The 14289-nt window shown below is 72.6% G+C and carries 10 protein-coding genes and 1 pseudogene; 4 read left to right on the top strand and 7 right to left on the bottom strand.

Annotated features, from left to right (window positions below):
* Positions 1–159: pseudogene (locus GUY61_RS40390) on the top strand (ATP-binding protein); the annotation flags it as partial.
* Positions 160–293: 134 nt separating this feature from the next.
* Here GUY61_RS40390 and GUY61_RS23575 read toward each other — a convergent pair.
* Entirely contained in the window at positions 294–1763 is a 1470-nt protein-coding gene (locus GUY61_RS23575) for an aminopeptidase P family protein (protein ID WP_166632235.1), read from the bottom strand.
* Between the two features lie 67 nt (positions 1764–1830).
* A complete protein-coding gene (locus GUY61_RS23570; RefSeq protein ID WP_166632234.1) occupies positions 1831–3378 on the bottom strand; it encodes a PP2C family protein-serine/threonine phosphatase in 1548 nt (515 codons plus the stop codon).
* Positions 3379–3933: 555 nt separating this feature from the next.
* Between GUY61_RS23570 and GUY61_RS23565 the strand changes: the two genes are divergently transcribed.
* Positions 3934–4662, top strand: coding sequence for a bifunctional DNA primase/polymerase (locus GUY61_RS23565; RefSeq protein ID WP_166632233.1), 729 nt, complete (start codon positions 3934–3936; stop codon positions 4660–4662).
* Between the two features lie 803 nt (positions 4663–5465).
* Here GUY61_RS23565 and GUY61_RS23560 read toward each other — a convergent pair.
* From GUY61_RS23560 to GUY61_RS23550, 3 genes are all read right to left on the bottom strand, one after another.
* The gene (locus GUY61_RS23560) at positions 5466–6455 is read right to left on the bottom strand and encodes a DUF5926 family protein (protein ID WP_166632232.1); all 990 of its coding nucleotides are present in this window, start codon (positions 6453–6455) and stop codon (positions 5466–5468) included.
* Between the two features lie 478 nt (positions 6456–6933).
* On the bottom strand, positions 6934–7536 hold the full coding sequence (locus GUY61_RS23555) for an ATP-binding protein (RefSeq protein ID WP_166632231.1): 603 nt from the start codon (positions 7534–7536) through the stop codon (positions 6934–6936).
* A 108-nt stretch (positions 7537–7644) separates the two neighbouring features.
* Positions 7645–8475 (bottom strand): glycerophosphodiester phosphodiesterase family protein, encoded by an 831-nt coding sequence (locus tag GUY61_RS23550; RefSeq protein WP_166632230.1) that lies wholly within the window; start codon positions 8473–8475, stop codon positions 7645–7647.
* 234 nt (positions 8476–8709) lie between these two features.
* Here GUY61_RS23550 and GUY61_RS23545 point away from each other — a divergent pair, with 234 nt between their 5' ends.
* Positions 8710–10239, top strand: a complete 1530-nt coding sequence (locus GUY61_RS23545; RefSeq protein ID WP_166632229.1) for a S1C family serine protease — start codon at positions 8710–8712, stop codon at positions 10237–10239.
* 67 nt (positions 10240–10306) lie between these two features.
* Here GUY61_RS23545 and GUY61_RS23540 read toward each other — a convergent pair whose 3' ends face one another.
* A complete protein-coding gene (locus GUY61_RS23540; protein WP_166632228.1) occupies positions 10307–10969 on the bottom strand; it encodes a sigma-70 family RNA polymerase sigma factor in 663 nt (220 codons plus the stop codon).
* A gap of 523 nt (positions 10970–11492) precedes the next feature.
* Here GUY61_RS23540 and GUY61_RS23535 point away from each other — a divergent pair.
* Positions 11493–12158 carry a hemerythrin domain-containing protein gene (locus GUY61_RS23535; protein WP_166632227.1) on the top strand — a complete coding sequence of 222 codons (666 nt, stop codon included), beginning with the start codon at positions 11493–11495 and terminating at the stop codon, positions 12156–12158.
* Positions 12159–12238: 80 nt separating this feature from the next.
* Here the strand turns inward: GUY61_RS23535 and GUY61_RS23530 are convergent.
* A partial coding sequence (locus GUY61_RS23530; RefSeq protein WP_166632226.1) for a tetratricopeptide repeat protein occupies positions 12239–14289 on the bottom strand: 2051 nt, incomplete at its 5' end.

Raw genomic sequence — 14289 nt, 5'->3', positions numbered from 1 at the left:
GTCCCGCCCTCGGTGCACGCGGAGAACGGCCGCGGGCTCTGCCTGATCGAGGAGCTCACCGACCACGCCGACTTCAGCAACAAGCCCGGCCGGGGCGCGGTCGTCAGCTTCGACAAGGTGCTGAAATGGCGTGAGGACGCCCTGCTGAAGGTGTCCTGACCCGCGCCCCTGATCTGCTCTGATCTGCGCCCCTGACCCGCGCCCCCTGGCAACCGTCCCCCGGCAGCCGTGAGGGGAGCCCGGTTCTCCGGGGGCTCCCCACACCGTCCGTCGCGGGCCCGCCCGGCGTCCGGTCAGCCCGTGAGGGCCGCCATCCACGTCTCGACCTCGTCGGAGCGACGCGGAAGGCCCGCGGAGAGGTTCCTGTTGCCGTCCTCGGTGACGAGGATGTCGTCCTCGATGCGGACGCCGATGCCGCGGTACTCCTCGGGCACCGTCAGGTCGTCCGCCTGGAAGTACAGGCCGGGCTCCACGGTGAGGACCATGCCGGGTTCCAGCGTCCCGTCGACGTACGCCTCGGTGCGTGCGGCGGCGCAGTCGTGGACGTCGAGGCCGAGCATGTGGCCGGTGCCGTGGAGGGTCCAGCGGCGCTGGAGCCCGAGTTCGAGCACCCGGTCCACGGGGCCTTCGAGCAGGCCCCAGCCGACGAGCCGCTCGGCGAGGACGCGCTGCGCGGCGTCATGGAAGTCGCGGTACTTGGCGCCGGGCCGCACCGCGGCGATACCGGCCTCCTGCGCCTCGTACACGGCGTCGTAGATCTTCTTCTGGATCCCGGTGTACCGGCCGCTGACGGGCAGGGTCCTGGTCACATCGGCGGTGTAGAGCTCGCGCGTCTCCACGCCGGCGTCGAGCAGCAGCAGGTCGCCGGAGCGGACCGGCCCGTCGTTGCGGACCCAGTGCAGGGTACAGGCGTGCGGTCCTGAGGCACAGATCGTGCCGTAACCCACGTCGTTGCCCTCGACCCGCGCGCGCAGGAAGAAGGTGCCCTCGACGTAGCGCTCGCTCGTCGCCCGTGCCTTGTCGAGGACCTTCACGACGTCCTCGAAGCCGCGCACCGTCGAGTCGCAGGCCTTCTGCAGCTCGGCGATCTCGAACTCGTCCTTCACGAGGCGGGCCTCGGACAGGAAGACGCGCAGCTCCTCGTCGCGCTCGCGGGTGACCTTGTCGGTCAGCGCGGCCTCGATGCCGGCGTCGTGGCCCCGTACGACGCGGACGGGGCCGGTGGCCTCTGCCAGCGCGTCCGCGAGCTCGCGGACGTCCTTGGCGGGGATGCCGAGCAACTGCTCCGCCTCGGCGAGGGAGTGGCGACGGCCGACCCACAGCTCGCCCTGGCCGGAGAGCCAGAACTCGCCGTTCTCGCGGTCGGAGCGCGGCAGCAGGTGGACGGTGGCGTCGTGTCCGGTGGCCGTGGGCTCCAGGACCAGTACGCCGTTCTCGGTCTGGTCGCCGGTGAGGTAGACGTACTCGGTGGAGGCCCGGAAGGGGTATTCGGTGTCGTTGGAGCGGGTCTTCAGGTTGCCCGCCGGGATCACCAGCCGCTCACCGGGGAAGCGGGCCGACAGTTCGGCGCGGCGACGGGCGGTGTGCCCGGCCTGGGCGATCGGCTCCAGACCATGCAGCTCGGTGTCGGCCCAGCCGGACCTCATGCTTTCGGCGAGCTCGTCGGAGACGCCCGGGTACAGGCCGTTCTTCCGCTGCTTGACGGGCTCGTTCCCGGACGGCTCCGGCTCTTCCGGGGTCTCCGGCGTGAGCTCCTCGGCCACGGTCTGCCTCCTCGTTACGACACTGGACCACTGTCCATCGTATGGGGGAGCCGGAACGTGGCCGGCCTCACTCGAAGCGCGCCGCCAGCAGCACCACGTCCTCCGCGCCGCCCGAGGCGTCCGGCCCGTCCAGTCCCTCGGGCAGCATGACGCGCAGCACATGGTCCACCAGGCTCGAGGGGTCCGTGCGCAGCGCGCGGGGGGCCGTCGCCGTGGCCGCGTGCAGCCGGGACAGGGCACGGTCCATCCGGTCGCCGGTGCGGTGCAGCAGACCGTCGGTGTAGAGCAGAACCGTCTCTCCGGGCTCCGCGTCGAGCTCGACGCTGGGCGCCTCCCAGCAGGCGAGCATGCCCAGCGGCGCGGAGAGCGAGGTCTCGACGAACTCGGTGCGGCGCTCGCCGGTCACCAGCGGCGGGCAGTGGCCCGCACCGGCCAGCACCAGCTTTCCCGCCGCCGGTTCGCAGTACGCGAACAGGGCGGTGGCCGAACGGGCGGGCTCGGCCAGCCTCAGCAGCAGCTCCAGGTCGGACAGGACGGCGACCGGGTCCTCCCCCTCCATCACGGCGTACGCGCGCAGGCTGGCCCGCAGCCGGCCCATCGCGGCGACCGCGCCGGGCCCCGAACCGCTGACGGAGCCGACGGCGAGGCCGAGCGCGCCCTCGGGCAGGGGCAGGGCGTCGTACCAGTCGCCGCCGCCGCGCGGACCGGCCCGGTGCCGGGCGGCGATCTGCACCCCGGGGATCCAGGGCAGCCGGCTCGGCAGCAACTCCTCGGTGAGGGTGGCCATGTCGGCGCGGGTACGGGTCAGTTCCAGGACGCGGGCCAGGTGCTCGGTGGCGTACCGGATGTAGAGGCCGGCGAGGTGGCGCTGCCGCTCATGCGGTTCGGCCGGCTCGTCGTACAGCCAGACGGCGGCGCCGAGCCGGACCGAGGAGCCGGTCGACAGCGGCACTGCGTAGCTGGCGGCGAAGCCGAGGCGGGCGGCGACCTCGCGGTGGCGCGGGTCGAGGTCTTCCTCGCCGAGCAGATCGGGGTCGGCGTGTTCGCGGGGACCGCCGGAGCCGCCGGCCGGGTCCTCGGGCAGGCCGTCGAGGATCCGGCCGAAGGAGGTGGCGGAGCGGGGCACGGTCTCGATGTGGCCGAGGTCGGCGCGTCCCAGGCCCAGTCCGATGGTGGTGGCGGGGCCGAGGCCGTCCGCCGGTTCGAGCACGGCGAGTCCGCGGCGGGCGCCGACCAGTGACGCACCGGCCCGCAGCAGTTCCTCGAGGGAGCCCTCCAGGTCGCCGGTGCGGGCGAGGCGTTCGGTGAGTTCGTGCAGCGTGGTGAGGTCCGAGACCCAGCCGGCGAGCCGGTCCTGGATCAGCGCGGAAGGGGCGGGCCCGGGATCGGGGGCCGCAGGAACGGGCGGCAGAGCGTCGGAAAGGGGCGCAACAGTGTGAGCGGGGATGGGGACCGCAGGATTGATTCCAGCCACTTTCGGCAGGTGCGGGGCGCTCATGGCTGCCGGCTTCCCGGCCGGTGCGCATTGCTGGATAGCATCGCAAACCCCCATGTCGTTCTGCGCCGCTAGCAATGTCTCCACATGTACACGCACTCGTGACGTGATGTCCAGCATTGTCCTGCTGAAACAGCTGGTGTCCGCGCGAATTCAAACTTGGCCAAAAACCGCACCGTGGAACGGATATTTGAGGTCGACTGGGGGCGCTCCACAGCGCGTCATGCCGAGCGTGACGGGTACGTACTCGTAAGAAGGCCAGGGGCAGTTGGGATCGCCCGGAACCCGGTGGCGGGCCCCGGACGTCCTAGACGGTGACGGCCGTGCCCCATCCCCGAGAGGCGAGGGCCGCGACGCGGCACCAGCGGGAGAAAGCGCCATGGGTGCGCCACCCCTCGCCACGTTCCACGCCCGGCCAAGTACGTGATGCGCTGCCAGGTACGTGCGGTGATACGAGATCCACGTAGTGTGATGACCTCGAACGATGCGGGCTTTGTACGGGTTCTGTGACGTACGGGGTCGCGTCATCCGATCGGTGCAGTATCGAGGCCGATGCAGTGTTGATACGTATGAAGTGTTGAGACGCGGTGTTGAGTCTCGAGCTCGATCTTGAGTTGGACCTGGATGACCTTGAGAGTGCAGCCCTCGGCGTTCAACGGAAAGGAACGAGCGCAGATGCGCGAGATCCTCGGAAGGCGACGCAGGCTCCTGTCCTGGCTGGGTCTCCCCGCGGCGAAGACGCCCAAGGGAGGAAAGCGGCCCGCCCAGCTCGGCGCGGCCCTGACCTACGCCACCGACTGGCAATGGCCCGTGCTCCCGGGCGCCGGACTGCGGTCGGGCCGCCCCGGTGGCGCTGCCGCGCTGCTGCGCGGCCGCCGCGACTGCGCGTGCCCCGATCCGGAGTGCGTCGTGCCGGGCGCCCACCCCTTCGACCCGGGGCTGCTGGCAGCGACCACCGACGAACGCATGGTGCGCTGGTGGTGGTCCAACCGGCCCGGCGCGCCGATCATCCTGGCCACAGGAGGACACGCGCCCTGCGCGGTCAGCCTTCCCGCCGAGGCCGGGGCGCGGGCGCTCGCGGACCTCGACGCGATGGGCATGCGGCTCGGCCCCGTGGTGGCCACGCCCACCCGCTGGTCGCTGCTGGTCGCCCCGTACTCCCTGGAGCGGCTCGGAGAGCTCCTCTACGCCAAGGACTGGGTGCCGAGCTCCCTCCGATTCCACGGCGAGGGCGGATACATCCTGCTGCCCCCGTCCGTGGCCGGCACCGGCCAGGCCTACTGGGAACGGGCGCCGCTGCCCGGGTCGGCCAGCCCCTGGCTGCCCGACGTCGAGGCCGTCGTGGACGCCCTTGTCGAGGCGAGCACCAGCGCACCCGACGGCGGTAGCCGACTGGCGTACTGATCCGGGGCCCCACCGCCGGACTGTCCGGGGCGTTGGCGTCAGGTCCCCTGCCCGCCCTTGGCGGCTGCACGGGTTGCCGATGACATCGGGACCGCGGGGATTGCCTGCGTGGGGACGCGCGGGCCGCGGGGCGGGCTCCGGAGTGCTCTTGCGTCCGCCGGCGCGGACACGGCGGAAAACGGCCCCGGTACGGCACCGGCTCCGGGCGAGGGCCCGTACGGCACCGGCGGCTGCCCGGCACCGGTCAACCGCCCGGCGGGGGCAGGACTCGCGCCGCGGCGTGCACAGGACGCGCGGCCGTGAACGGCTTCCCGGCGTGATGGCTTCCCGGCGTGATGGCTTTCCGGTGAGACGACTGTCCGGCGTGGTGGCTTTCCGGTGAGACGGCCCGGACACGGCGCGGGAATGCCCGGACGCGGGGCCGTTGCGTCAATTCCGCATTCGGTGGAGCGCTGTGTACGGAACGCGCGGGGAGTCCGGCATGCACGGCTACGGCAGTGCGGGCGCAGGCCCGCCGCGGCCTTGATCCGGAACCAACTCATCCGGCCCGGGGGCCAGTTGGCCGATACCCCGGAACGCGCGGTGGCTCCGGGCATGGAAGCGCCCGGTCGCTGGCGACGGGGGATGCACCAGCGACCGGGCTTCTAGAACGGTAACAAGAGATCGGCTGTTCGCAAATTCGATCTCGAGTATTCGGACATGTATTGACCGGCCGGTACGGGGAGTTGTGACCGGACTCACCCGGTACCGGCCATCTCGTGCCTCACCGCCGCGGGCGGCCGCGGACGACCGCGGGTCGGCGGTCAGCTCAGAGTGACCTGACGGTTGGTCAGCCCGCTGCGTGCCCGGCGTTCGTCGGCGCTCAGTGGCTCCTCCGAGGCGAGCGCCGCCGTGAGCCGCTCGGCGAACTCCGCGGCCGGCTTCTCGATGTCGTCCGCCTTGATCTCCCCGGGCAGGTCCCAGACCGGCACCACCAGGCCGTGCGCCCGGAAGGAACCGACCAGCCGGGTGCCTTCGCCAAGCGAGGACGTACCGGCCGCGTGCAGTCGGGCGAGCGCGTCGAGGAGCTTCTCCTCGGGGTGCGGCATGACCCAGCGCAGGTGGTTCTTCTCCGGCGTCTCGCACCAGTACGCCGCGTCCACCCCGGACAGTTTGACGGTGGGGATGGCGGCGGCATTGGCCCGCTCCAGCGAGGCGGCGACCTCCTTGCCGGCGTTCTCCGAGTCCGGAATCCAGAACTCGAAGCCGGAGTGCACGACCGGCTCGAAACCGCCGCTCGGGTCGAGCACGTCCTGGAGCCTCGGGCCGTCGGCCGGCGCCTGCCGTGCGGAGACAGGGTTGCCGGGTTCGGCGCTCAGCGCCCGGAGCAGGGTGTCCGCGAGATCACGGCTGATGTCGCCCGACGGCGTGTCGTTCTGCAGGCCCAGCAGCACCGAACCGTCGTCGCGGCGCAGCGCGGGCCAGGCCATGGGCAGCACCGTCGCGAGCGTCACGGACGGCACGCCCTCGGGAAGCCCGTCCTTGAGGGCGAGTTCCACGGTGGCGGCGGGCACCAGTTCGCGCAGGGCGACCCAGTCGCACTCGCCGGGCAGCCCCTCGAAGGGACGCCGCACGAGCTCGGTCACCGCGTGCGCGGCGGCGCGGCCGTGGCACGCCTTGTAACGGCGCCCGGAACCGCAGGGGCAGGGCTCGCGTGCCCCGACGACGGGCACCTGCTCATCGGCGCCCGCGGCGCCGGCCCCCTTGTTGAGCTGCGACTTCCCTGCCCTGGTCTGGGGGCGCTTCTTGGCCATGGCGTGGTTTCTCCCGATTGCGGCGGTGCTGGCTACGTGTGCTTGCTGATGTGCGGGGTCCTTCTTGCCGCCGTGAGCCTAGTCGCACCGGGCCGCCCGGGGAGCGGTCTCGGCATCAGCGGGGGATACGTCGTACGTACGGCCGAGGGGTGCGCGGACCGTATGAGGGACGGGTGGACGTGATGCGTGACACGTACGGCCCCCGGCACCCGTACGGTCCCCGGCCCTCTGCCTGCCGTCCACGGGGTGCGGTCCGCCCGGCCGGCGTGGTGAGCGATCTTCCCGGCCCTGCGCGGCCCTGCGCGACGGAGTGTCCCGCCTGTTCGGGGACACATCCCGATCACGCGGCGCGGTCGTCGCCGGCCGACGTCCCCACGGTGCCGAGTCCGGTCCTCCTGACCCCTTTGGCCCCGCGGCGGTCCGGTGCGCCAGGTCGGCGTTCTGTCCGCGGCCCCGGCGCCGCGGCGGTCCGGTGCTGTCAGTCCAAGTCGTCGAACGCGTCCCCGAAGTCGAGCCCCGGCACCCCGACGCGTGCCGCGAAGTCCTCGTGCCGGTGTCCCTCGTTCACCACGACCCACACCGTGACCTCGCCGGACGCCAGGTTGTCCCGGACTCCCCAGTCCTTGGCCAGGGCCGAGATGATGTTCAGCCCGCGGCCTCCTCGTGCGGTGACCGAGGGCGTGGCCGGAACAGGGCGGGTGGGACCGCCTCCGTCCGTGACCTCGACCGTCAGCCGACCCGCCGTGTCGACCCGCCAGGCCGCCCGGATGTCGCCGTCCCCCGCTTCGCGGTCGCCCAGCGGTCTGCCGTGCCGGCAGGAATTGCTGAGCAGCTCGGAGAGGATCAGTACGGCGTCGTCGATCACCGCGTCGGACACGCCACTATCGTGCAGTTCTTCGCGCATCCTGTGTCTTGCCCGGCCCACGCCCGCAGGGCCATGGGGTACGGCCATGCTCGACGACGTGGGCACCTCCTGTGCCACCACCAACGCCACCCCCGAGACCTCCTTCGCCCCACGCCACCGTGTGAATGCCCCAATGGCCTGGACCGGAAACCGGCCATCCATGCTCCGGTGACGCACTCGTGACGCTCGAACACAGAGCGAACGCGCCGGTGCACTCCCTGTCACTGTTGAAGGCGTTGCGTCCCGTGTTTCCCGGGCCGGGCGAGTGGCCGTGGCCCGGCGTTCTCAGTGCGGCAGGCGCCCGAGCTGGGACAGCACCTGCCGCGGCCGGTTGGTGATGATCGCGTCGACTCCCAGCCGGGCGCACAGTTCGACATCGGCCGGCTCGTTCACCGTCCACACGTGGACCGCATGCCCGGCGCGGTGCAGCCGCGCGACGTACTCGGGATGGCCGCGCAGGATCCGGATGCCGGGCCCGGCGATGCCCACGCCCGCGGGCAGCCGTCCGTCGCGCAGCCGCGGGGTGAGGAACTGCATCAGGTAGACGGTGGGGATGGCGGGTGCGGCCACGTGCACACGGTGCAGCGAGCGTGCCGAGAAGCTCATCACCCGTACCTGCGAGGGCTCGTCCGGGCGCGGGGCGTCCAGGCCGAAGCGTTTCAGCAGGAGCAGCAGCCGCTCCTCCACCTGCCCGGCCCAGCGCGTGGGATGTTTGGTCTCGATGGCGAGCTCGACGCGGCGCCCGGCGTCCGAGACCAGTTCGAGCAGCCGCTCGAGGGTGAGGACCGAGGTGTGGTCGGGGTCCCAGTCGAGGGCTTCCGTGGCGTCCTTGGTGTCCTTCCCGGCCTTCCACTCCTTCCAGGAGCCGAAGTCCAGCGCGGCGAGATCGGCGAGTTCCAGGGCCGAGACGGCGCCGCGGCCGTTCGAGGTGCGGTTGACGCGGCGGTCGTGCACGCAGACCAGGTGGCCGTCGGCGGTCAGCCGTACATCGCATTCCAGCGCGTCCGCCCCGTCCTCGATAGCCTTCCGGTAGGCGGCGAGCGTGTGTTCGGGGGCGTCCTCCGAGGCTCCCCGGTGGGCGACGACCTGGGTGGTGTGCTGACGTGCGTGGGTCACCGCGTCATGGTGCCACCGGGTGGCGGGCGGGCGCGCGCGCGGCGTCATTTTCGAGTACGTGACCGTATTGCGCATAATGCAGGCATCTCATACGGAGTAAATGATGCCGGCGGGCGCACAGCTACCCCTTACGGTGCCCTGACGCCCAGTGGGAAAAGCTGACCGCAGACACTTGCACAGCTGCGCCGCGACTTACGCGTTCCAAGATTGCTGTGGACCGAGGAGAGAAGAGCTGTGAGCACCGAGAACGAGGGATACGCCGTTCCGGCGGCCCCGACCGCGCCGCCCGCGCCCGCCGCGCCCCCGGCGCCGGGAGCCGCGCCCGCGCCGGCAGCACAGCAGAGCGCACCGAGTCCGTCGCCGGTGTCGGCGGACTGGCCGCCCCCGGTTGCACCCGCAGCCGGCGAGCAGGCCCCGGGCTCCCCCTTCCCGCCGAACGTGCCCGAGGATTCCTCGAACCACCCCCACGAGCGGCCGGCTGCCGCCCACGAGCAGCCGGCGTCCACGCCGCCGCCCCCGGCCTCCTCCGCGTCCGGCGGCTGGCCGCCGCCTCCTCCCGCGTCCCCGGGCCACGGAGGCGGCGGCAGCGGTGACCATGCCTGGGGCGACCCCGTCCCCGGCCCGGCGGGTCCGTCGGGGCCGGGCTCAGCACCCGGCGGGCGGCGCACCGGTGGCCTGGTGGCCGCCGTGCTCGCCGCGGCCCTGCTCGCGGGCGGTATCGGCGGAGGCATCGGCTACTGGGCCGCGGACCGGGGCGACGACGCCGAGTCGACCACCGTCAGCTCCAGCACCAGCCCCGGCGACGTCAAGCGCGCGGACGGCACGGTCGCGGCCGTCGCGGCGAAGGCGCTGCCCAGTGTCGTCACCATCGAGGCCAAGGGCGACGAGGGCGACGGCGGCACAGGCACCGGCTTCGTCTACGACCAGCAGGGTCACATCCTCACCAACAACCACGTGGTCGCGTCGGCGGCGGACGGCGGCGAGCTGACCGCGACGTTCTCCGACGGCAAGGAGTACGACGCCGAGGTGGTCGGCCGTGCCGAGGGCTACGACGTCGCGGTCCTGCAGCTGAAGAACGCCTCCGGCCTCGCCCCGCTGCCCCTGGGCGACTCGGACAAGGTCGCGGTGGGCGACTCGACGATCGCCATCGGTGCGCCCTTCGGGCTCTCCAACACCGTCACCACCGGCATCATCAGTGCCAAGAACCGTCCCGTCGCCTCGGGAGACGGCACGGGCTCCAGCAACTCCTACATGAGCGCCCTGCAGACCGACGCCTCCATCAACCCCGGCAACTCCGGCGGCCCGCTGCTCGATGCCACCGGAGCCGTCATCGGCATCAACTCGGCGATCCAGTCGACCAGCAGCCCCGGCGCCTCCCAGTCCGGCTCCATCGGCCTGGGCTTCGCCATCCCGGTCAACCAGGCGAAGAACGTCGCCGAGCAGCTGATCAAGACCGGTGAGCCGGTCTACCCGGTCATCGGGGTCTCCGTCTCCATGGAGGAGGACTCCGACGGCGCGACCATCTCCGAGGAGGGCCAGGGCGGCTCCGAGCCGGTCACTCCCAACGGGCCCGCCGACAAGGCCGGCCTGCGGCCCGGCGACGTCATCACCAAGCTCAACGACACCTCCATCGACAGCGGCCCGACGCTGATCAGCGAGATCTGGACCTACAAGCCGGGCGACAAGGTGGAGATCACCTACGAGCGGGACGGCAAGGAGTCGACGGTCGAGCTGACGCTGGGCCAGCGCGAGGGTGACGACTGATCCCGGACGCGTACGACCGAAGGCCGAGGGGCCGCCGACGATCCGGCGGCCCCTCGTTCCGTACCGGTCACCCCCGGGCCGTCTTGGCAGTCCTCGCCTCCTCCGCAACTCCCACTGCCTCCGCAGCCCTCGCAGCCATCGGCGCCCGGCCGGTGCTCCGGTGGTCGTCCGGCGGTCCGGGAGGGGCGGCGGCGAAGCGGTCGGACGCCAGTGCCCGGCTCAGTGAGCGCAGCGCCTTGCTGCTGCGGGACTTGACGGTGCCGGCGGGGATGTCCAGCTCGGCCGCGGTCTCCTTGACGCTCAGATCGAGCAGGAAACGGTGCACGATGATCTCGCGGTGAGCGGGGGCCAGCGTCGCCAGCGCGCCCTTCAGCACGAGGGCGGTCAGGGTGCGCTCGCCGGAGTCGGGGACGACGTGGGACTCCATCGCGGACACGTGGCACTCGGTCGGCCGGGTCCGCCGGGTGCGGTGAGTGTCGATCGCCAGACGGCGCACGACGGTGAAGAGCCACGGCCGGGTCAGCCCGGGGGTTCCGCGGAGCCGGTCGGAGTGGCGCCAGGCTCGCAGGACCGCCTCTTGAACGATGTCCTCGGCCAGGTGCGTGTCGCCCATCACGAGGCTCCGGGCGAACCGCAGCAGCGCCTTGCCGTGCAGGCGGTAGATGTCCCGCGCGAAGTCCTGGTCCCCGTGGGGTGGCGCGGTCGCGGAGGTGCGGGGCTCGGTACGCATATGGGGACGGCCGACCTGTCTCTTCCTCGACTGTTCGGAGCCCTTCGATCCTCACTGCCCGTGATCGCCGCCCGATCGTCATCTGATGGACAGTCAGTCATCGCAGTCCCGTGCCGGCGTTGCGGGTCCCTCGCACCCCTGACCACGCGGCTGCCCCGGACCCGGTTCGAGTCGGCGGACCGGCTCGCGGTCGCGCGGACCGGATTCGAGTCGCCCTCACCGGGTTCGAGTCGCCCTCACCGGGTTCGAATCGCCCTTACCGGGTTCGTGGTCACGCGGACCGGGTTCGCGGTCACCGGTAGCGGGACTCGGGAGACAACCGGTGATGGTCACGGTTGGGTCTCGGGCCGACGGGTTGAGAACCCCGCCGACGCCGGTTCCGTAGCACCGGGTGGCTGCTCCGGGAGCGATCGGAGCTTCCGGCCCCGTCGCCCGGGCGGGCGGTGCACCCCCGTGAACCCGTACCCGCCCGCCCAGGGGCACACCGAGCAGCGTCCACAGCACCAGCCATCCGAAGGACACCATGACCCAGCCACCGAAGAACGGCGCGGACGTGCGCGACATGCTGGTCGTGCACGAGAGCTTCCGCGAGGAGTACGCACGCATGCCCGGGCTCGTGCTCGGCGTCGCCCAGGGGGACACGGCCCGCGCGAAGGTCGTCGCCGACCACGTCGAGTTGATCGAGACCTTCCTGCACCTGCACCACAAGGGCGAGGACGAGTTGCTGTGGCCGAAGCTGGCGGAGCGCGCCCCGGCCGCCCTCGCCGGGACCCTGGCCCTGATGGACGAACAGCACGTGGCGCTCGACCGTCGACTGCGAGAGACCTCGGCCCTGCTCGCGACCTGGCGGCAGGACGCCGATCGGACGACGGGAAGCGAACTCGCCGACCGGCTGACCTCCCTCGGCGGTCTGCTGACCGAGCACCTGGCCGTGGAGGAGAAGGAGATCCTGAGCATCGTCGACCAGTACGTCACGGACAAGGAGTGGCACCAGCTGGGTGACCACGCGATCAACGGCCTGCCCAAGGCGAGGCTTCCCGTCATCTTCGGCATGCTCGCCTCGCGTGCCGAACCGGAGGTGGTGAAGCTCATGCTGTCGACGGCTCCGCTGGTTCCGCGCCTCATCATGCCCGCGCTCGGTCCGCGCGCGTACGCCTCGCACGTGAAGCGCGTGTACGGCGCCGGGTGAGCCGCGCCCGAGGCCCGCGCCCGAGGCCCGCCCGGGCGGGCTCCCGCACGGCGGAGAGTGCGCGGGTGGCTCGCGGGTCCTCAGTCCCGGCCGAGTTTCCGGAGCCGTGCGCGCACGGACCCGGCGTCCGCGTGGCCGAGCCGCTCGAGGATGGCCAGGGCCTCGGTCCACGTGGCGCGGGCACGCTCCGGGCGGCCGGTGCTCAGGTAGGTGTCGCCGAGCCGGCCGAGCGTGTCCGCCTCGCCGTACGCCACATCGATCGTCCGGTAGGCGGCCAGTGCGTTCTGGTAGGCGGTGACCGCCTCACCGTACTGGCCGAGCCTGTGATGTGCGTATCCGATGCTGTCCCAGGTGTCCGCCTCCCCGTACGGCTGCTTGTGCCTCTGCTGCAGCATCAGCGCCGCCTGGCAGTGGTCCAGTGCCTCCCGGTGCTGCCCCAGGAGGGTGTGGCACCAGCCGACGGCGTTGAGTGCCGCGGCCAGCCGCACCGCGTCACCGTTGTCCCGGTGAATGGCCAGTGCCCGCCGCGCGTGGCCGAGCGCCGCCGCCAGATCACCCTGGCGCTCGGCCACCCAGCTGGCCTGCCGGTGGCTCTCCGCGCAGGCCGTGCTGTCGCCGACCCCGGCGAACAGCTCCGTGGCCCGCTCCATGTGCGCGCGGGCCTCCGCCACCCGGCCCAGCTCCGTGGCGGCCCTGCCCAGCCCGCGGTGGGCGTGAGCCCGGGCGACCGGATCGCCCGTACGCACGGCGGCGTCCATGGCGGTCCGCTGCGTCCTCTCCAGGTCGTGCCACAGCCCTCGGCGGTCCAGATGGTGCGCGACGGCCCAGGCGAGCTGCCAGGTGTGGCGGTCGAACCCGTGGGCCGCCGCCTGTTCGACGGCCGCCACCAGCACCGCCTGCTCCGCGGCGAACCAGGCCCCGCCCTCCTCGCAGTCGGCGAACTCCTCCGGTCTCACGTCCCGGACGGGCGGCGGCAGGACGATCGCCTGCCGGTGGGCGGAGTACCCCTGCCCCGCGCTGTGCGCGCTGTGCAGGTAGTGGTCCAGGATCCGGCGGCGCGCCGCCTCCCGCTCCGCCGGCGTGTCGAGGGCGCGCGCCAGCTCTCCGGCGTAGGCGCGCAGCAGGTCGTGGGTGGTGAAGCGGCCGGGGAGGGGCTCGTACAGCAGATGGGCGCCGACGAGTTCGGCCACGAGCCGCCGCGTCCCGGCGGCGGGGAGGCCGGCCAGGCTCGCGGCGGCGGGCAGCGCGATGCACGACCCGGGGTGGACCGCCAGCAGCCGGAACAGCCGGGCCGCGGCAGGGGTGAGGGCCTGGTACGACCACGAGAAGACCGCGCGTATGTCGGCGGCGCCGCCCGGCTCGGTGTCGCTGAAGGCGTCCAGGCCTTCCGTCCCGTCCCGGCAGCCCCGCAGTTCCTCGGCGACGGCGGCCAGCGGGAACCCGGGGCTGACCACCGCGCGGGCCGCCGCGACGGACAGGGCCAGCGGCAGCCGGGCGCACTCCTCGACGATCGCCTCCACTGCCTCGGGTTCCGCCGCCACGCGTCCGGCGCCGACGCGGCGCTCCAGCAACTCCCGGGACTCCCCGGGAGAGAGCACATCGAGGTGGAAGGGGTGCGCGCCGTCCGCGGCCACCAGCCCGGTGAGCCGGTTGCGGCTGGTGACGATCACCAGGCAGCCGGGACGGCCGGGCAGCAGCGGACGCACCTGCCGGGAGTCCCGGGCGTTGTCGAGCAGGAGCAGCACCCGGCGGCCGGAGAGCAGGGTGCGCCAGCGCGCGGCCAGCGCGTCCACGTCCTGCGGCAGGGTCTGCGGGGCGAGGCCGAAAGCCTCCATGGCGGTGCGCAGGGCCTGTTCGGGCGTGACCGGCGGACCGGCCGGGTCGAAGCCCCGCAGATTGAGGTAGAGCCGGCCGTCGGGGAAGCGGTGGGCCACGCGGTGGGCCCAGCGCACCGCGAAGGCCGTCTTGCCGACGCCCGCCGTGCCCGCCACGGCACCGACCACGACAGCGGCCGTTCCCGGCTCGCCGCCCGTGACCAGGCGCTCGGCCTCGGACAGGAGGGCTTCCCGGCCGACGAAGGCCGGCAGATCGGCCGGCAGCTGGGCAGGGACCGGGGCGAGCACGGGGGCGG

The organism is Streptomyces sp. GC420, from assembly GCF_009916105.1.
Lineage (GTDB): Bacteria > Actinomycetota > Actinomycetes > Streptomycetales > Streptomycetaceae > Streptomyces.
This window is presented reverse-complemented; position numbering and strand designations above follow the sequence as displayed.

Coding starts and splice junctions, on each gene's coding strand:
- GUY61_RS23540 (WP_166632228.1), bottom strand. CDS start 10,969: ATGCGTACCGAGCCCCGCACCTCCGCGACCGCGCCACCCCACGGGGAC.
- GUY61_RS23535 (WP_166632227.1), top strand. CDS start 11,493: ATGACCCAGCCACCGAAGAACGGCGCGGACGTGCGCGACATGCTGGTC.
- GUY61_RS23560 (WP_166632232.1), bottom strand. CDS start 6,455: ATGGCCAAGAAGCGCCCCCAGACCAGGGCAGGGAAGTCGCAGCTCAAC.
- GUY61_RS23565 (WP_166632233.1), top strand. CDS start 3,934: ATGCGCGAGATCCTCGGAAGGCGACGCAGGCTCCTGTCCTGGCTGGGT.
- GUY61_RS23570 (WP_166632234.1), bottom strand. CDS start 3,378: ATGCTGGACATCACGTCACGAGTGCGTGTACATGTGGAGACATTGCTA.